The sequence below is a fragment of the Klenkia taihuensis genome, assembly GCF_900112525.1.
Classification (GTDB): Bacteria; Actinomycetota; Actinomycetes; order Mycobacteriales; family Geodermatophilaceae; genus Klenkia; species Klenkia taihuensis.
The window spans coordinates 77,509-94,978 of sequence record NZ_FOMD01000003.1 but is presented as its reverse complement, the minus strand read 5'-3'; the positions used below and the strand labels follow the sequence as shown (position 1 = coordinate 94,978).

The following is a 17,470-nucleotide window of genomic DNA, read 5'->3' as shown; positions in this document are numbered from 1 at the left end:
CGTGGGTCAGCAGGCGGGGACCACCGGGAGGCCGCGTGACAGCGCGCCCAGCCAGGCGCCGAACAGCGGCAGGCTCTGCGGCAGGCCGGTCACGTGCTCGGCGGGCAGCAGGTCCAGCCGGGTGGTCGCGCCGGCCGTGCACCAGGTGGCGTGCAGCTGCTGCGCCTGGCCCAGCGCCACGACCTCGTCGGCCGCGGCGTGCGACTGGTAGACGGGCACCGCCGGCGCCGGCCGGGCGCCGAGGTCGTTCGCGGCGACGACCACGGCGATGTCGGGCTCGGCCAGCAGCTGCTCGAGCGTGGATCCGTCGGCGGTGTAGTCCTGCACCGAGGTGAAGGCGCTGGCCAGCGTGCCGGGACCGCCGACGCACTCGGTGCGCAGCTGCGCCACCAGGGCCCGGCCGCGGTCGTTCAGCCGCTCGTCGAGCCGGATCGCCTCGGGGTAGGCGGCGTCCAGGCCGATGACGCCGAGGAGGCCGAAGTACGCGGCGGGGCCGCCGTCCAGGCTGCGGGCCAGGGCACCCAGGTCGGCCGGCACCCCGCCGACCGCTGCGCCCTGCAGGTGCAGGTCGGGGGCGTAGTCCGGGGCGAGCGAGGCGGCCCACGCGGCACCGCCGCCGCCCTGCGAGTAGCCCTGCAGCAGCACCGGGGAGTCGTCGGTGCTGCGCGCCCCGGGGACGGCGGACGCGGCGCGGGCCAGGTCGAGGACGGCGTGGGCCATCGCCGGACCGGTCGTGTAGGTCGGGGAACCACCGTTCAGGTAGCCGTCGTAGTCGGTGACGGCGACCGTCCAGCCCTGGGCCAGCCCGGCCGCGACCGAGGCCAGCTCGTACTCGGTGCCGGCGACGAACTGCCTGCTCGGCGCGCACTGCGGGCCCAGGCCCTGGGTGCCCGGCGCGATGGTCAGCACCGTGCCCGCGTTGCCGGACAGGGTCGGCGTGAAGACGGTGCCGGAGACGACCTGGGGCTCCCCGGTCGCCGAGGTGGAGGTGTAGAGCACCGTGGTGGCGGTGAACGGCAGCACGCCGGCCAGCGGGACGGCGGCCGGGCGGGTGCGCAGCACGGTGCCCGGTGCGCCGGTGGGTGCCGGCGGGTCGTAGAACGGGTCGACCTGCGCGGTGGGCGTCGGGACCACGGTGGCCGGGGTCAGCTCGGCGACGGCGGGGGCCGCCTGGGCGGGGGACGCGGTGAGCGCGAGGGCGCCGGCGGTGAGCACGGCGAGGGCGAGACGGCGGGACATCAGGCGACTCCGGTGTCGGTTCGTCCGTGACGGTCACTCACACCAACGAGCCGGTCCGGTCCGGGTGACGGGCCCGACCTCCTCAGCCGAGCAGCTCGGCCAACCGGTCCAGGAACGGCAGCTGGCCCTTGACGATCTTGGTGCGGGCGGTCTCCAGGTCGAGCCAGGCGGCCCGGTCGAGCTCGGGGTAGCTCTGCACCCGGCCCGACCGCGGCGGCCACTCCAGCTCGAAGGTGTTGCTCACGACCGCGCCGGCGTCCAGGTCGCCCTCCGCGGCCCAGACGGTGAGCACCTTGGCCCCTCGGACGACGCCGAGCGGCAGCAGGTCCCCCGGCGCGGGGTGGCCGGTCTCCTCGGCGAACTCCCGGCGCGCGGCGGCCTCGGCGTCCTCGTCCTCGTCGTGCTCGCCCTTGGGGATCGACCAGGCGTGCTCGTCCTTGCGCACCCAGAACGGGCCGCCCATGTGCCCGAGCAGCACCTGCAGCTCGGGGTCGCGGCGGAACAGCAGGATCCCGGCGCTGCGTCGTGGCACGGGCCCATCGTGGACCCACCTCCACCTCAGCCGGGTAACCGTGCCCGGGTGGCTGTCCCCTCCCCTGCTCGCCGAGCCCGACGGCGCCGGCCCGGGCGGTGGCGAGGAGAGGTGTGGTCCGCATGCGGGTCACTCTCCGGTCGGCGGGCCCGAGGCCAGGTCGGGGCCGTGCTGTCCCTGGGCCCGCCGACCGGGAGCGCGTCAGCCCAGCGGGACGCCGCCCCGCACGAGCTGCCAGTTCTGCTCGGCGAAGTCAGCCGGGTCGATGACCCCGCGGGCGCTCGCCCAGTCGATGAGCAGCTGCCGGATCTCCAGTTGCTGGTCGTAGACCACGGGCGCGGTGGAGACGTGCGGGAAGCCACCGCCGCCCGAGCGCCGGTAGTTGTTGACCGCGACGACGAAGCGGTCGTCGTCGGCGACCGGGCCGGCGGCGGTCTCCAGCCGGGTGATCCGGTCACCGGCGGGCCGGGAGACGTCGATGTCGTAGGTGACCCCGGACAGCACGTCGTAGTTGTAGTCCGGGGTGCCGCCGGCGCCGGCGAGCGAGGCGGGGTCGACGTCGCCGGTGGCCGGGGCCTGGGCGAAGTAGGTCGCGCTCTGCTCCAGGTAGTCGCGCACCTGGGCGCCGGTGAGCTCCACCGCCTGCAGGGTGTTGTCGTACACGTAGAGACCGGCGATGTCGCGGATGGTGACGTCGCCCTGCGGGAACACCGCGTCCCGGCTGAAGGGTGCCGCGACCGACAGCACCGGCAGGTCGGCCTGCGGGGTGCCCTCCAGCGCGGCGTCGACGGTCTCGGCCTGCACCTGGGCGATGAAGTCCAGGATCGGGGTGTCCTCGTACCGGCTGGTCGCCGCGGACAGCTCCTCGGTGGAGGTGGCCACGACCTGGTTCACGTAGGCGACGGTGTCCTCGTGGGCGGCCCGGACGGCGTCGAGCACGCGCTCGGACGGCGCGTAGTCGGCCGAGCGCAGCGAGCTGGCGGTGGTGGAGACGACGTCCCACTGGCCGCGGGTCTTCTGCAGGTCCAGGTCGACCCGGCTGACGCTGGCGCCGTAGCGGTAGGGCTGGGTGAGCAGCACCGACTCGCCGGTCACCTCGTTGACCACCCGCTGCTCGGGGACGTCGCGGTGGCTGTGCCCGACCACCATGACGTCGATGCCCGGGACGGTGCGGGCGATCTCGTCGGTGGGGTTCTCCGTCGGGGTGCCCGGCCCGTAGGACGACGTCCCGCCGACCCCGGCGTGCGAGAGCACGACGACCACGTCGGCCTGCGCGGCGACCTCGGGGACCCAGCGCTGCGCGGCGGTGACCATGTTCTGGAACTCCAGGCCGGTCACGTTGTCCCGGTCCCAGATCGCCGAACCCGGGGTGGTCAGGCCGAGGACGCCGACGGTGACCGGCTTGTGGCCGGGCACGTGCATGCGCTGCAGGGTGTAGGGCTGCAGCGCGGGCTCGCCGGTGGCGGCGTCGACGACGTTGGCGCCGAGCACCGGGTGGTCGACGTCGGCGGTGTAGCCCGCGAGGGTGTCCAGGCCGTAGTTGAACTCGTGGTTGCCCACGACCTGGGCGTCGTAGCCGACCGCGTCGTAGGCCGCGGCCATCGGGTGCTCGGCGGCCGGGTCGTCCTGCGCGGCGCGGTAGGTCAGCGGGGTGCCCTGCAGGAAGTCGCCGTTGTCGACGACCAGCACGCTGTCGGCGCCCTGCTCGGCGCGCACGCTGTCGATCGCGCCGGCCGCGCGGGCCAGGCCCAGCGGCTCGGCCGAGGGTGCGTCGCGGAAGTAGTCCCAGTCGAACACCCGGCCGTGGACGTCGGTGGTGGCCAGCAGGGTGAGGTCCAGGCTGTTCGCGTCGTGGCCGGGGCTGCCCGGACCGCCGGGGCGGGGGCCGCCGGGTGCGGCCAGCGCCGGGGTGGCGGCGCCCAGGGCGAGCGCCGCGGCCAGGCCGACGACGACGGGTGTGCGTCTGCGCACGGGGGTCTCCTCAGGATCGCGGGTGCGTTCCTGAGCGAAGGTAATGAGCGGGCCTGACGTTTCCTAGGCCCCCTGTGTGAACTCCCGGGGTCGCCAGCCCAGCGCCGGGCCCAGGCGGGTGGCCATGTCGGTGAGGATCTGCACGTAGTCCTCGTGCTCGAAGCTGAACGGCAGCGCGAAGGCCACCTCGGCGACCTGCCGGAAGCCTGCGTGCGCGTGCAGCTGCTCGGCGATCTGCTCCGAGGTGCCCACCACGTCCGGGGCGAAGAGCAGCTTGCCCGGGCCCTGCGGCTCGCGGGTGCGCGGCAGCCGGGCCGCGGCGTAGGCCTCGTACTTCTCCCGCTGCTCGCGGGTGGCGGTGTCGGTCGGGATGACGACCAGGCCCTGGGACACCCGGCCCTCGGGGTGGGCCTCGCGATAGGCGGCGATCTGCTCGCCCTGGATGGCGGCGAAGTCGGTGCCCTCGGCGCCGCTCAGCACGCTGGAGGTGAGCAGGTTGAGCCGGTGCTCGGCGGCCCAGGTGGCCGACCGCAGGCTGCCCGCACCGAGCCAGACGCGCTCGCGCAGGCCGGGGCTGTGCGGCTGGACCCGGTCGGAGTAGACCTCGATGCCCTGGGTGCCGGCGGTCGCGACGGGCTCGCCGCCGACCGCGCGCAGGAACCGGGTGACGCGGGTGTAGGAGAAGTCCTCGACGTCGGCGGTGTCGGGGTAGACCAGGTCCTTGATGTCGTCCCAGCGCATGGGCGGCCCGGCGCTGACGCCGGGGTTGATCCGGCCGCCGGAGAGCAGGTCGACGGTGGCGAGGTCCTCGGCCAGCCGGACCGGGTTCTCCCAGCCCAGGGGCGTGACCGCCGTCCCCAGCTCGATGCGCGAGGTGCGCTGGGACGCCGCCGCCATGATCGCGACGGGGCTGGAGACGCCGTACTGCAGGTGCCGGTGGCGCAGCCAGGCGGAGTCGAAGCCGAGCTCCTCCCCCAGCTGGATCTGGGTGAGCAAGGCCTCCATGCCGGGGCGCGGGTCGTCGCCGTCGAAGGTCCCGATGGTGAGGAAGCCGAGCTTCTGCAGGGGCGTGTCAGCGGTGGGCACGCCCGGGTGAACCCCCGCGGGGCCCGCGACGTTCCCGGCGAGGGGCCCGATGCCGGGGAACCCGGGGTGCACGGGCGGTCACGGGCCCCGATGTCCCCGACACCGGCCCCGGCGGCGGGGCGTCAGTCGGTGATGGAGGCACGGAAGCGGTAGCGGTCGCCGCGGAAGACCTGGGTGGTCCACTCCAGCGCCCGGCCCTGCTGGTTGTAGGTGAGCTGGTCGGCCACCAACATCGGCACCTCGCCCTCGATCTCCAGCAGCACCCGCTCCTCGTCTGTGGCGTAGCGGGCCTCGACCGAGTAGTCGGCCACCCGGGGCAGCTGGGGCGGGTCGTTCGCCCGCAGCACGGCGTACAGCGACGCGGCGTGGAAATCCGTCGTCGCCAGCGCCGGGCACAGGGCCAGCGGCAGCCGGTTGTGCTCCACGGCCACCACCACGTCGTCCAGGAACCGCAGCCGGCGCATCTCGAACAGCGGCGCCCCCGGGGCGATCTGCAGCCGGTCGGCCTCGCTCACCGTGGCCGCCCGGGTGACCTGGCGGAGAACGGCGCTGCGGGCGGTCAGACCACGCTCGGCGGCGTAGTCGGCGAACCCCTGCACGGTGTGCCCGACGTCCTCCCCGACCGGGCCGGTGTCGACCTCCACCTGCCACCCCCGGGCCGGGGTGACCGACAGCAGACCACGGTCGGCCAGGCTGGCCAGGGCGCTGCGCACGGTGACCCGGCTGACCCGGTAGCGGTCGGCCAGCGCCCGCTCGCTGGGCAGCCGGTCCCCCGACCTGGCTCGACCGGCGACGAGGTCAGACCACAGCCGCTCCGCGGTCTGCTGCGGCAGCGTGCGGCCGCGGCGGACGAGGTCGGCCCCGGCTGCACGGTCCATACCAGTTTCATACCAGTTGACCCAAGAAAGGTCCAGCTCGGTCGCCCTAGCGTCGGATGCGTGATCGACACCACGTCACCCACCACGGCCGCCGTCCTCGACGACCTCGTGCGCGCACAGCACGGCGGGGACGTCCGGGGCATCACCTCCGTCTGCTCGTCCCACCCGTGGGTGCTCGAGGCCGCGCTGCGCCAGGCCGTCGAGGACGACACCGTGGTGCTGGTCGAGGCCACCTCCAACCAGGTCGACCAGCACGGCGGTTACACCGGCATGCGGCCCGCCGACTTCCGGGACGCCGTCCTGGGCCTCGCCGACACCTGCGGCCTGCCCCGCGACCGCGTGCTGCTGGGCGGCGACCACCTCGGGACGAACCGCTGGCGTTCCTCGTCCCCGGCCGACGCGATGTCGCAGGCCTGCGACCTGGTGTCGGCCTACGTCCGGGCCGGGTTCAGCAAGATCCACCTCGACTGCTCCTACCCCTGCGCCGGAGACCCCTCGCCGCTGACCGACGAGCTGGTCTCGCAGCGGGCCGCCGACCTGCTCGCCGTCGCCGAGGCCACGGCCGCCGAGGTGGGCGCGGCCGGCGCGCTGCGCTACGTCGTCGGCACCGAGGTCCCCGTGCCCGGCGGGGCCGACCACGAGCTGCACGACCTGCGGCCCACCGACGCCGACGCCGCCCGCGCCACCCTCGCCGCGCACCGCGCCGCGTTCGCCGCCCGTGGCCTCGACCACGTCTGGCCGCAGGTCATGGCGCTGGTCGTGCAGCCGGGTGTGGAGTTCGACGCCCTGCAGGTCGTGGACTACCGCAGCGACCGGACGGCGGCCCTGCGCGAGGTGCTCGCCGACGAGCCGGCCATGGTCTTCGAGGCCCACTCCACCGACTACCAGACCGTCGAGGCGCTGAGCTCCCTCGTCGCCGACCACTGGGCCGTGCTCAAGGTCGGCCCGTGGCTGACCTTCGCCATGCGGGAGGCCCTCTTCGCGCTCAGCGAGGTCGAGCGCGAGCTGGTCCCCGAGGCCGAGCAGGCCCGGCTCCCCGAGGTGCTCGAGCAGGTCATGCTCGACGCCCCGCACCACTGGCGCGGCTACTACGAGGGCGACGAGGCCGCGCAGCACCTGGCCCGGCGCTACTCCTACAGCGACCGCGCCCGCTACTACTGGCCCGACCCCCGCGTCGAGGCCGCGACCGAGCAACTGATGGCCAACCTGCGCCGGCGCACGGTCCCGCTCCCCCTCCTGTCGGCCCACCTGCCCGTGCAGCACGCCCGGGTGCGCGCCGGCCGGCTGCCCGCCGACCCCGCCGCCCTCGTCGTCGACGCCGTCCAGGACGTGCTCCGCGGCTACGCGACGGCCTGCCGCACCCGCGCCACCCCGATCGAGGAGACCCGATGACCACCGTGCTCGACACCCTGCCCGACCTGGAGTCGGCCGGGGCAGGCGCCACCGCCCGCGAGATCGCGCAGCAGCCCGACCTCTGGGCCGCCGTCGCCGGCATCGTGGCCGACCGCCGCACCGACCTGGACGCGTTCCTGCGTCCGCTGCTGGCCCGCCCCGAGCTGCGCATCGTGCTCACCGGCGCGGGCACGTCGGCCTTCGCCGGCCAGGTGGTGGCACCCGCGCTCTCCCGCCGGCTGCACCGGGTCGTCGAGGCGGTGGCGACCACCGACATCGTGTCGGCCCCGCGCGAGTGCTTCGCCGCCGACGTCCCGACCCTGCTGGTGTCCTTCGCGCGCTCGGGCGACAGCCCCGAGTCCGTCGCCGCCACGCAGCTGGCCGACCAGTGCCTCACCGAGGTGCACCACCTGGTGGTCACCTGCAACGCCGACGGCCGGCTGGCCCGCGACCACGCCGCCGCCGACCGCTCGCTGGTGCTGGGCATGCCGGCCGCGTCCAACGACCGCGGCTTCGCGATGACCTCCAGCTTCACCTGCATGGTGCTCGGCACCTGGCTCGCGCTGGCCGGCGACCTGCCCGGCGACGGCGTCGACCGCCTGGTCGCCGCCGGCCGCAAGGTCGTCGCGCAGGCCGGCCCCGTCGCCGACGCGCTGGCCGCGACCGGTCCGCGCTCGGTGGTCTACCTCGGCAGCGGCTCGCTCAAGGGCCTGGCCGAGGAGTCCGCCCTCAAGCTGCTGGAGCTGACCACCGGCGCGATCACCGTGACCTCCGACAGCCCGCTGGGCTTCCGGCACGGACCCAAGGCCGTGCTCGACGCCCGCACCGTCGTGGTGGTCTACCTGTCCACCGACCGGCACACCCGCGCCTACGACCTGGACCTGGTCCGCGAGCTGCGGGCGCAGCTGGGCGCCGGCCAGGTCCACGTGGTGGACGGCGACGACGAGCCCGACCCGACGACGCCGGGGCCGCGGTTCGCCGTCCCCGGCGTGGACGACCTCGGCGACGTCCTGCTCGCCGTCGCGGCCGCCCCGGTACCGCAGCTCATCGGCCTGGCCTGCTCGCTCGCCGCGGGCCGCACGCCGGACAACCCCTTCCCGGACGGCGAGGTCAACCGCGTGGTGCAGGGCGTGACCGTGCACCCGCTCGCCGACTGACCGCAGCCCCACCCACGGGCGACGAGGACGTCGCCGGAGAGGAGGCACCGTGTTCCTCGGTGTCGACGGAGGCGGTACCAAGACCGCCCTGTGCCTGGTGGACGGGACCGGCGAGGTCCTGGCCCGGCGCACCGCGCCGTCCATCTACTACTTCGCGACCGGCCTGGAGCTGGTCGGCGAGGTGCTGACCCCCGCCGTGCGGGACGTCTGCGCCGACGCCGGGGCAACCCCGGCCGACGTCGAGTACGCCTTCTTCGGCATGCCCGGCTACGGCGAGGCCAGCGGCGACGTCCCGGCGCTGGACGCCGCGCCTGCGGCCGTCCTGGGGCACGGCCGGTACCGCTGCGACAACGACATGGTGGCCGGCTGGGCGGGGTCGCTCGGCGCGGTCGACGGCGTCAACGTCATCAGCGGCACCGGCTCGATGACCTACGGCGAGCGGCTGGGCCGCGGAGCCCGGGTCGGCGGCTGGGGCGAGCTGTTCGGCGACGAGGGGTCGGCCTACTGGATCGCCCGCGAGGGCCTCGCCGCGTTCAGCCGGATGGCCGACGGGCGGGCCGAGCCGGGGCCGCTGCTGGAGCTGCTGCGGGCGCACCTGGGGCTGACCGCCGACCTGGACCTGGTCGACGTCGTCCTCAACCGCTGGCACGGCGACCGCGGCAAGATCGCCGCCCTGTGCCGGCCGGTGGTCGCCGCGGCCGGCGCCGGGGACCAGGTCTGCCTGGGCATCGTCGAGCAGGCCGGCGCCGAGCTTGCCCTGCTGGTGTCGGCGACCCGCTTCCGGCTGGGCTGGCCGTCCGACCTGCCGATGCCCGTCTCCTACTCCGGCGGTGCGCTGAACGCCGAGCTCCTACTGGCTGCCTTCTCGCGCCGGCTGGGCGCCCTCGGCGACCCGGTCGAGCTGCGCCGCCCGCTGCTCGCCCCCGATCTCGGCGCTGCGCTGCACGCCGCGCGGTTGGCCGGCCACCCGGTCGACCCGGACGCCGTGTCGCGGCTGTCCACCCACCCCACCACCGCAGTTGCCTGAGGAGACACCGATGTCGTCCACCACGGCCGGAGCCGGCGTGAGCCGGAGCTGGATGACCTACGCCCTGCTGCTCGTCCTGTCCTGGGGGGTCTGGGGCGCGTTCTCCGGGCTGCCCACCGCGAACTACGGCTACCCCGACGAGATGGTCTACGTCATCTGGGCGTTCACCATGCTCATCCCGGCCTTCTTCGCGCTGCGCGGCAGCACCTGGGACAAGCGCGGCGTCGCCGCGGGCTACGGGCTGGCCATCGGGCTGACCGGCGCAGGCGGGCAGCTGCTGCTGTTCAAGGCCCTGACCATGGGTCCCGCCTACCTGATCTTCCCGCTGATCGCGCTGTCCCCGGCGATCACCGTGCTGCTGGCCGTCGTCCTGCTCCGCGAGCGGCTGACCCGGCTCGCCGTCGTCGGCGTGGTGCTCGCGCTGGTCGCCGTCGTCATGTTCAGCATCTCCAGCTCCGACGGCACCGAGGGCACCGGCCCGTGGCTGCTGCTGGCGATCCTGATCTGCGTCGCCTGGGGCGTGCAGGCCTTCTTCATGCGCAAGGCGGCGACCCTCGGCGTCAACGACGGCACCACCTTCGGCTGGATGACCATCAGCGGGCTGGTGCTGGTGCCGGTCGCACTGCTGATGATGGGCGGGCTGCCCTCGGGCGCCCCGTGGCAGGCCCCGACCCTGGCCGCCGGCACCCAGTTGCTCAACGCCGTCGGCGCGCTGTTCCTGGTCATGGCGCTCTCGCGCGGCAAGGCCTCGATCGTGGCGCCGACGACCAACGCGCTGGCCCCGGTGCTGACGATCCTGCTGTCGCTGGCCTTCTACCAGACCCTGCCGTCGGTCCCGGCCGCCATCGGGATCGTGCTGGCGCTGGTCGGCTCGACGCTGATGGTCTACAGCGACGAGAAGCGCGGGGAGTCCGTCGCCGAGGGCGCCGTCGTCCAGGAGCGGGGCGTCACGCCCGGCGCCCGGGTCTGATCCGTGCCGCAGGTCTCCACCGCCGCCCTCGCCCGTGACGCCCGACGTCACGGGCGGGGGCTCGGCGCGTTCAACGTCGTCCACCTCGAGCAGGCCCGCGCGTACGAGGCCGCCGCACGCGACGCCGGGGTGGGCGTCGTGCTGCAGCTGTCGGAGAACGCGGTGCGCCACCACGGCGGGCTCGAGCCCTACGCCGCCGGCGTGCTCGCGCTCGCCCGGGCCTCCGACGTGCCGGTCGCGGTGCACCTGGACCACGCCGAGGACGTCGACCTGGTGCACGCCGCGGTCGGCCTCGGTTTCAGCTCGGTGATGTACGACGGCTCGACGCTGCCCTACGGCGACAACCTGGCCACCACCGCCGAGGTGGTGCGGACCTGCCACGCCGCCGGGGTGGACGTCGAGGCCGAGCTCGGCGAGGTCGGCGGCAAGGACGGCGCGCACGCACCGACGGCCCGCACGGACCCGGCCGAGGCCGCCGCGTTCGTCGCCGCCACCGGCGTCGACCTCCTCGCCGTGGCGGTCGGCTCCTCGCACGCGATGGCCGACCGCGGTGCCCGCCTCGACGTCGACCTCGTGGCCCGGCTCGCGGACGCCGTACCGGTGCCGCTGGTGCTGCACGGGTCGTCGGGGGTCTCCGACGACGGGCTGGTGGCCGCGGTCCGGTCCGGGATCGTGAAGGTGAACGTGGCCACCCACCTCAACCGGGTCTTCACCGCCGAGGTGCGCCGGCTGCTGCAGGCCGACCCCGACCTCGCCGACACCCGCCGCTGGACCGCCGCCGGCGCCCGCGCCGCCGGCTCGGAGGCCCAGCGGCTGCTGGAGCTCTACGCCGCCGTCTGAGGCTGCGCCCGCCCGCGGCGAGTGCACGACTGCGGTGGTCACCAGCGTCCGATGACCACCGCAGCAGTGCACTGGGCAGCGCCGAGCGTGCAGCGAGCGCCCGCCGCACCACCTCAGCGGGGCCGTAGCTGCACGGTCGGCGCCCGGGGGCAGGTCAGGCGGGGGCGACGACCTGCCGGAGCTCGGCGAGGACGGCGTCGACGACGTCGGGCAGCGGCGGGCCGGCGGGGGTGGCGACCCAGCGGTCGAAGGCCACCCGGAACGCGGCCACGCCCGCCTCGGCGGACAGCAGCGCCGCGGCCTCGCCGACGCCGCGCTCGACCAGCGCGGCGGCCGACGCGGCGACCAGCCCGCTCATCTTGGCCAGCTCCCGCTCGCGCAGCTCGCCCTGCGAGGCGATGACCGCCGTCCGGGCGCGGGCGTGGTCGCCGAGGCCGTGGAGCATCGCCGCCCCGGCCCGCAGCCCGGCGGCGAGGGCGTCCAGCGGGGCGGCGTCGGCGGGCGCGGCCGCGATGCCCTCGACGACGAGGGTGTCGAGGGCGTGGGTGGAGTCGAACAGGACCTCGCGCTTGTCGGGGAAGTGCCGGAAGTAGGTGCGCTCGGAGAGGCCGGCGCGGGCGGCGATGTCGGCGGTCGTCGTCCGCTCGTAGCCGTGCTCGACGAACAGCTCCATGGCCGCCTGCTGGAGGCGGCCGCGCGCATCCGGCTCCCAGCGACCCATGCGCCCGAGCCTACTGATGACAGCGACTGACATCGGGTGTTAGCGTCAATGACAGTCACTGTCATCACTCGCCCGGAGGTCATCCCCATGCACGTCCTCGTCACCGGCGCGTCCGGCTGGATCGGCTCCGCCCTCGTGCCCGAGCTGCTGGCCGGAGGCCACCGGGTCACCGGCCTGGCCCGGTCCGGCGCCTCGGCCGCCGCGCTCACCGACGCCGGCGCCGACGTCCTGTGCGGCTCCCTCGACGACCTCGACACCCTGCGCCAGGGCGCCCGGGACTCCGACGGCGTCGTCCACCTCGCCTTCCGGCACGACCTCGCGTTCAGCGGCGCGATGACCGAGGCCGCGCTCGCCGACCGGGCCGTCGTCGACGCGCTCGGCGAGGCGCTGGCCGGTACCGGCAAGCCCCTGGTCATCGCCTCGGGGCTGCTCGGCGTCTCCCCCGGCCGGCCGGCCACCGAGACCGACGGCCTGGTCGCGGAGAGGACCGGGTCCGGGTTGCTCGACCACCGGCAGGAGACCGCGCGGGCCACCGTCGCGCTGGCCGACCGGGGCGTGCGCAGCGTCGTCGTCCGGCTCTCCCCCACCGTGCACGGGGCCGGCGACCCGCCCGGTGCGTTCATCTCCACGCTCGCCGCCACCGCCCGCGAGCGCGGGGTGTCCCGCTACGTCGACGACGGCGCCGCGCGCTGGCCGGCCGTGCACCGGGACGACGCCGCCCGCCTGTTCCGGCTGGCCGTGGAGTCCGCGCCGGCCGGGTCGGTGCTGCACGCCGCGGCCGAGGAGGGCGTGGCCACGCGCGACATCGCCGCGGCCCTCGGCGAGCAGCTCGGCGTCCCGGTGGTGCCGGTGCCCGCCGCCGACGCACCGGAGGCCCTGGGCTGGCTGGCCCCGATGCTCGGCCTGGACAGCCCCGCGTCGTCGGCGCGCACCCGCGAGCTCACCGGCTGGGCACCCACCGGCCCGACCCTGCTCGAGGACGTCCGCGCCGGCCACTACACCCGCTGAGGTCCCACGGGTCTGCAGTTCCCGGGGTCGGATCGCATTCCACCGCCCCGAGAACTGCACACCGGTCTCACCTCACCCAGGTCGCGGAGCTACGAGCGACCTGGACCACGAGGGCGAGCTGGGCGTCGGACCACACCCGCGGCTGGCCGGACAGCCACCGGCGGATGCGGGCCCGGTTGACCACCTGGACGTCGACCGGTTGCCGCCGCACGTCGAACGCGGCGGCGCCGACCGGCACCACCACGCCCTGCGCGGGGACCGGGAACCCGACCGCAGCCGAGAGCAACCGGGCAGCCCGGTTGGCCTCGTGCCGGCTGTTGCGGACGTAGTGCTGGTACTGCCCGTTGACCCACACCCGGTCACCGTCGACCCGGATCCGGGCCCCGCGGTGGTGCTTGCTGTTGAGCGTGAAGACGCCGGCCGGACCGAGGACGACGTGGTCGATGTCGGACCCGCGACGTCCGACCGGCACGCTGTGCAGCACCGTCCATGGGTGGCCGAGCCGAGCCAGCTCCCGCGCGACCAGCTCCTCACCCCGGGCTCCGGCCTGCCAGGAGTGCTCCGGCCGCCGGACGCCGAGGAAGCGCGCGAGCGTCGACCGGAAGGGGTGGCCGACCGTCAGCTCCACTGCCCGGGAACGGGCGGCAGCCCCGGGGGCGGTGAGGAGGAGGTCCGCTGACGAGGACGGCGGGGGAGGTGCCTGCGGGAACACCGTGCGGTGGGTGCGGATCGCCTCGTCCATGGCCCACTGCGGGATGCGCCCCGTCGGTGACCGCCGCACCGGACCGCCCTGGTTCTGCATCCTCCCTGACTACCGGAACCGCTTCGAACCCAGAAGGTCCTCCTGTCCGCGGGCACCCTGACGAGGGACGGCGAGCAGGCGACTCGGGGCGTGGCAGGCTCGGGACCCCGACGCGATGGAGGCACCCGTGGAGCTGTTCCCCCCGATCCCCTACGCCGGCTGGGCCGACACCCTCGCCACCGTGCACCGGGTCGCCCAGGTCGTCGGCCGGGTGCGGCTGCTGGCCAGCCCCCGCCGCAACCACTGGTGGAACGTGCCCTTCCACGTCACCGGCCGGGGCATCACCACCCGACCGATGGGCCTGGACCCCACCTTCGCCATCGACCTGGATCTGGTCGACCACCGGCTGGACGTGACGACCGTCGACGGGCGGCGGGTGTCGACGTCGCTGCTGCGCCGGTCCGTCGCAGACGTGCACGCCGACCTGGTGGCAGCGCTGAGCACGTTGAGCATCGACGTGGACATCGCCGGTGCCCGGCCCTTCGACCTGCCCGACGCCGACCGGCCCTTCGCCGAGGACACCGAGCACGCGTCGTGGGACCCGGTGGCCGTCACCCGCTACTGGCAGGTGCTCAGCCAGGTCAACATCGTGCTGGAGGAGTTCGCCGGCCGGTTCTCCGGCAAGACCAGCCCGGTGCACCACTTCTGGCACACCTTCGACATCGCCCTCACCCGGTTCTCCGACCGGGTCGTCCACCAGCCCGACGCCGACCCGGTCACCCGCGAGGCCTACTCGCGCGAGGTGGTCAGCTCAGGGTTCTGGTTCGGCGACCCCACCTACCCGGACCCGGCGTTCTACTCCTACACCGCGCCCGAGCCGGCGGGGCTGGAGACCGAGCCGCTGCCCGAGGGCGCGACGTGGCTGGCCCGCGGCGCCAGCCACCTCGCCGTCCTCCCCTACGACGTCGCCCGCAGCGCGCCCGACCCCCGCGCGGCGGTGCTGGCCTTCTACGAGGCGGCCTACACCGCCGGGGCGAGCCGGGCCGGCTGGGACGTCGCCGGGCTGGCCTGCACCGACGGCGTCACCGACCCGACGCGCTGACCCCCGGGCGGCCCTCAGCTCCAGCGCGGGTCGGGGGGCAGCCGCGGGTTGAGCAGGTGGGCGACCAGCGCCGTCCAGCCGGTCTGGTGGGTGGCGCCCAGGCCCTCGCCGGTGTCGCCGTCGAAGAACTCGCTGAACGTCGGGTGCTCGCGCCACAGCGGGGAGTCCGAGGACTCGATGCGGTCGCCGTCGGCGGGGCGCTTGCCGCCGACCGGGCGGAACAGCGCGGTCAGCCCGTTGTCGATGAGGTCCGCGGCGTCCACCAGCGTGCAGTGGTTGCCCGACCCCGTGGGCAGCTCGATGGTGAACGAGTCGCCGTAGTGCCGGCCCAGCGTGCGCAGCTTGTCGGCCAGCAGCACGTTCACCGGGAACCAGACCGGCCCGCGCCAGTTGGAGTTGCCGCCGAACAGCGCCGTCCGCGACTCCCCCGGCTCGTACTCGATCCGGGCGTCCCGGCCGCCGACCTTGGCGATCACCTCGCCGGTGGACTTCGACAGCGACCGGATGCCGAACGGGGAGAGGAACTCCTCGGTGTCGAACATCCGGGTCAGGATCCGGCGCAGCCGCTCCTGGTCCACCAGCGACAGCAGCATCTTGCGGCCCTCGGGCGCCGACCGGCTGCGCAGCGGTGAGACCAGCTCCGGGCGCCGCCGCTGCAGCCAGCGCAGCCGCTCGGTGACGTCGGGGACCTCCTGGGTGATCCAGTGCGGCACGTCGGTGACGCCGAGGATCGGCAGCAGCCCCACCATCGAGCGCACCCGCATCGGCTGCGCGGTGCCGTCGGGGGCGACCAGGACGTCGTAGAAGAAGCCGTCCTCCTCGTCCCACAGCGACACCTCGCTGGAGCCGAAGGAGTTCATCGCCTGCGCGATCGACAGGAAGTGCTCGAGGAACTTCGTCGCCGTCCCGTCCCAGGCCTTGTCGTAGCGCGACAGCTCCAGGGCGATCTTGAACATCTGCTGGCAGTAGAACGCCATCCAGCTCGTCGCGTCCGACTGCTCCAGCCGGTACCCGGGCGGCAGCGGCGCGGACCTGTCGAACAGCGCGATGTTGTCCATCCCGAGGAAGCCGCCCTCGAAGACGTTGGAGCCGTCGGCGTCCTTGCGGTTGACCCACCAGGAGAAGTTGAGCAGCAGCTTGGTGAACACCCGGACCAGGAACTCCCGGTCCCGGTAGCCGTCGATCCGGTAGACGTGCCACGCCGCCCAGGCGTGCACCGGCGGGTTGACGTCGCCGAAGGCCCACTCGTAGGCGGGCAGCTGCCCGTTGGGGTGCATGGCCCACTCGCGGCACATGAGCACGAGCTGCTCCTTGGCGAAGTCGGGGTCGACGTGCGCCAGGGGGATGGTGTGGAAGGCGGTGTCCCAGGCGGCGAACCAGGGGTACTCCCACTCGTCGGGCATGGAGATGACGTCGGCCAGCGCCACGTGCCGCCAGGTGGTGTTCCGCCGTCCCTTCTTCGCCCGGTCGGCGGGCGCGGGGACGTCGGGGTCGCCGTCCAGCCACTGGGAGACGTCGAAGCGGTACAGCTGCTTGGTCCACAGCAGGCCGGCGTAGGCGCGGCGGGCGACGTGCCGGTCCGCGTCGGACAGGCCCGGGTGGATGACGGTGGCGTAGAAGGCGTCGGCCTCCTCGCGGCGGGCGGCGAGGACGGCGTCGAACTCCTCGTCGAACATGCCGTCGTAGGGCTCGTCGGTGGTCAGCCGCAGCTTGACGGTGACCGTCTCGCCTGGGGCCACGGCGTCCCAGCGGTACCAGAACGCGGCCTTGGTGCCGGAGTCGGCGGGGTTGATGCCGCTCTTGTCGCCGTGCACGACGCGCCGGTTGACGCCGTCCTTGGGGTACTTGCTCTCGTTGCGGGTCGCGCCGAACAGGGTGACCTTGTCGGTCTCGTTGTCGCAGCACAGCACGGTCGGGGCGCCCTCGGCGCACAGCCAGTACCGGCCCAGGAACCCGTGCTCGGCCTCGACCGCCTCCAGCCCGGACGCCGTCAGGGTGGGCGCGAGCAACTGGGTGAGGTGGCCCTGCCGCTTGTCCCCGCCCCACGACCAGGTGTTGCGGAACCAGGTCTGCGGCAGCAGGTGCAGCGGCGCGGCCTCGGGGCCGTGGTTGGTCGCGGAGACGGTGATGCAGATGTCGTCGTGGTCGGCCTTGGCGTAGGTGACCAGGACGTCGAAGAACCGGTCCTCGTCGAGCACCCCGGTGTCGGCGAGCTCGTACTCCCGCTCCATCCGCGAGCGCTTGCCGTTCTCCTCGCGCAGCTTCGCGTAGGGGTACTCGGCGTGCGGGTAGCGGTAGAGCCACTGCACCCAGGAGTGCGTGGGGGTGCCGTCGACGGCCCACCAGTGCTCCTTGGCGTCCTCGCCGTGGTTGCCCTCGCCGTTGGTCAGGCCGAACAGCCGCTCCTTGAGGATCGGGTCCTTGCCGTTCCACAGCGCGACGGAGAAGTTGAGGAAGCCGTACCGGTCGCAGAACCCGCCGAGGCCGTCCTCGCCCCAGCGGTAGGCGCGGGCGACGGCGTGGTCGAACGGGAACCCGGCCCAGGCGTCGCCGGAGGCCGAGTAGTCCTCGCGCACGGTGCCCCACTGCCGGCCGGCGAGGTAGGGGCCCCACATGCGCCACGGCGAGTTCTGGTCGGTGGACTCGGCCAGCCGGGCGTGCTCGGCACTGCGGGGGTCGACGGCGTCCTGGGGTCCCGGCGGCGGGGCGACCGGGATGTCCTTGACGCTGGGGACGCGGGGGCGTGTCGGTGGCACGGGAAGACAGGCTGCCACGCCCAGGTGACGATCGGGTTGACCGGCGCGG

Annotated in this window: 15 protein-coding genes; 7 read left to right on the top strand and 8 right to left on the bottom strand. The window is 74.4% G+C overall.

The annotated features are described in order from the left end of the window. Positions 1 to 6: 6 nt before the first annotated feature. From BM158_RS12545 to BM158_RS12525, 5 genes are all read right to left on the bottom strand, one after another. On the bottom strand, positions 7 to 1,239 hold the full coding sequence (locus BM158_RS12545) for a lipase family protein (RefSeq protein ID WP_091559187.1): 1,233 nt from the start codon (positions 1,237 to 1,239) through the stop codon (positions 7 to 9). Between the two features lie 82 nt (positions 1,240 to 1,321). Then, positions 1,322 to 1,771, bottom strand: a complete 450-nt coding sequence (locus BM158_RS12540) for an NUDIX hydrolase (protein ID WP_091559183.1) — start codon at positions 1,769 to 1,771, stop codon at positions 1,322 to 1,324. Positions 1,772 to 1,972: 201 nt separating this feature from the next. Beyond that, on the bottom strand, positions 1,973 to 3,742 hold the full coding sequence (locus BM158_RS12535) for a bifunctional metallophosphatase/5'-nucleotidase (protein WP_207506520.1): 1,770 nt from the start codon (positions 3,740 to 3,742) through the stop codon (positions 1,973 to 1,975). 63 nt (positions 3,743 to 3,805) lie between these two features. Next, positions 3,806 to 4,828, bottom strand: coding sequence for an LLM class flavin-dependent oxidoreductase (locus tag BM158_RS12530; RefSeq protein ID WP_091559177.1), 1,023 nt, complete (start codon positions 4,826 to 4,828; stop codon positions 3,806 to 3,808). Between the two features lie 122 nt (positions 4,829 to 4,950). Then, the gene (locus BM158_RS12525) at positions 4,951 to 5,706 is read right to left on the bottom strand and encodes a GntR family transcriptional regulator (protein WP_091559173.1); all 756 of its coding nucleotides are present in this window, start codon (positions 5,704 to 5,706) and stop codon (positions 4,951 to 4,953) included. Positions 5,707 to 5,766: 60 nt separating this feature from the next. Between BM158_RS12525 and BM158_RS12520 the strand changes: the two genes are divergently transcribed. The 5 genes from BM158_RS12520 to BM158_RS12500 are packed head-to-tail and all read left to right on the top strand — an operon-like array spanning position 5,767 to position 11,092. After that, positions 5,767 to 7,098, top strand: coding sequence for a D-tagatose-bisphosphate aldolase, class II, non-catalytic subunit (locus tag BM158_RS12520; protein WP_229827436.1), 1,332 nt, complete (start codon positions 5,767 to 5,769; stop codon positions 7,096 to 7,098). Further along, a complete protein-coding gene (locus tag BM158_RS12515; RefSeq protein ID WP_091559169.1) occupies positions 7,095 to 8,255 on the top strand; it encodes an SIS domain-containing protein in 1,161 nt (386 codons plus the stop codon). Before BM158_RS12520 ends, BM158_RS12515 begins: the two co-directional genes overlap by 4 nt. 49 nt (positions 8,256 to 8,304) lie before the next feature. Next, entirely contained in the window at positions 8,305 to 9,282 is a 978-nt protein-coding gene (locus tag BM158_RS12510; protein WP_091559164.1) for an N-acetylglucosamine kinase, read from the top strand. A gap of 37 nt (positions 9,283 to 9,319) precedes the next feature. Next, a complete protein-coding gene (locus tag BM158_RS12505; protein ID WP_207506518.1) occupies positions 9,320 to 10,252 on the top strand; it encodes a DMT family transporter in 933 nt (310 codons plus the stop codon). Between the two features lie 3 nt (positions 10,253 to 10,255). Continuing rightward, positions 10,256 to 11,092 (top strand): class II fructose-bisphosphate aldolase, encoded by an 837-nt coding sequence (locus tag BM158_RS12500; protein ID WP_091559158.1) that lies wholly within the window; start codon positions 10,256 to 10,258, stop codon positions 11,090 to 11,092. Positions 11,093 to 11,246: 154 nt separating this feature from the next. Here the strand turns inward: BM158_RS12500 and BM158_RS12495 are convergent, their stop codons facing one another. Further along, positions 11,247 to 11,813 carry a TetR/AcrR family transcriptional regulator gene (locus tag BM158_RS12495; protein WP_091559155.1) on the bottom strand — a complete coding sequence of 189 codons (567 nt, stop codon included), beginning with the start codon at positions 11,811 to 11,813 and terminating at the stop codon, positions 11,247 to 11,249. An 87-nt stretch (positions 11,814 to 11,900) separates the two neighbouring features. Between BM158_RS12495 and BM158_RS12490 the strand changes: the two genes are divergently transcribed. Further along, positions 11,901 to 12,821: an SDR family oxidoreductase gene (locus BM158_RS12490; protein WP_091559151.1), complete on the top strand. Its 921-nt coding sequence runs from the start codon at positions 11,901 to 11,903 to the stop codon at positions 12,819 to 12,821. Positions 12,822 to 12,888: 67 nt separating this feature from the next. Here BM158_RS12490 and BM158_RS12485 read toward each other — a convergent pair whose 3' ends face one another. After that, positions 12,889 to 13,563, bottom strand: a complete 675-nt coding sequence (locus BM158_RS12485; protein WP_091559147.1) for a nuclease-related domain-containing protein — start codon at positions 13,561 to 13,563, stop codon at positions 12,889 to 12,891. 187 nt (positions 13,564 to 13,750) lie between these two features. On the opposite strand from BM158_RS12485, the gene BM158_RS12480 reads away from it, so the two are divergent. Next, complete coding sequence (locus BM158_RS12480) at positions 13,751 to 14,665, top strand: DUF5996 family protein (protein ID WP_207506516.1); 915 nt, start codon at positions 13,751 to 13,753, stop codon at positions 14,663 to 14,665. Positions 14,666 to 14,679: 14 nt separating this feature from the next. Here the strand turns inward: BM158_RS12480 and BM158_RS12475 are convergent, their stop codons facing one another. Beyond that, positions 14,680 to 17,421 carry an MGH1-like glycoside hydrolase domain-containing protein gene (locus BM158_RS12475; RefSeq protein WP_229827437.1) on the bottom strand — a complete coding sequence of 914 codons (2,742 nt, stop codon included), beginning with the start codon at positions 17,419 to 17,421 and terminating at the stop codon, positions 14,680 to 14,682. Positions 17,422 to 17,470: the final 49 nt, after the last annotated feature.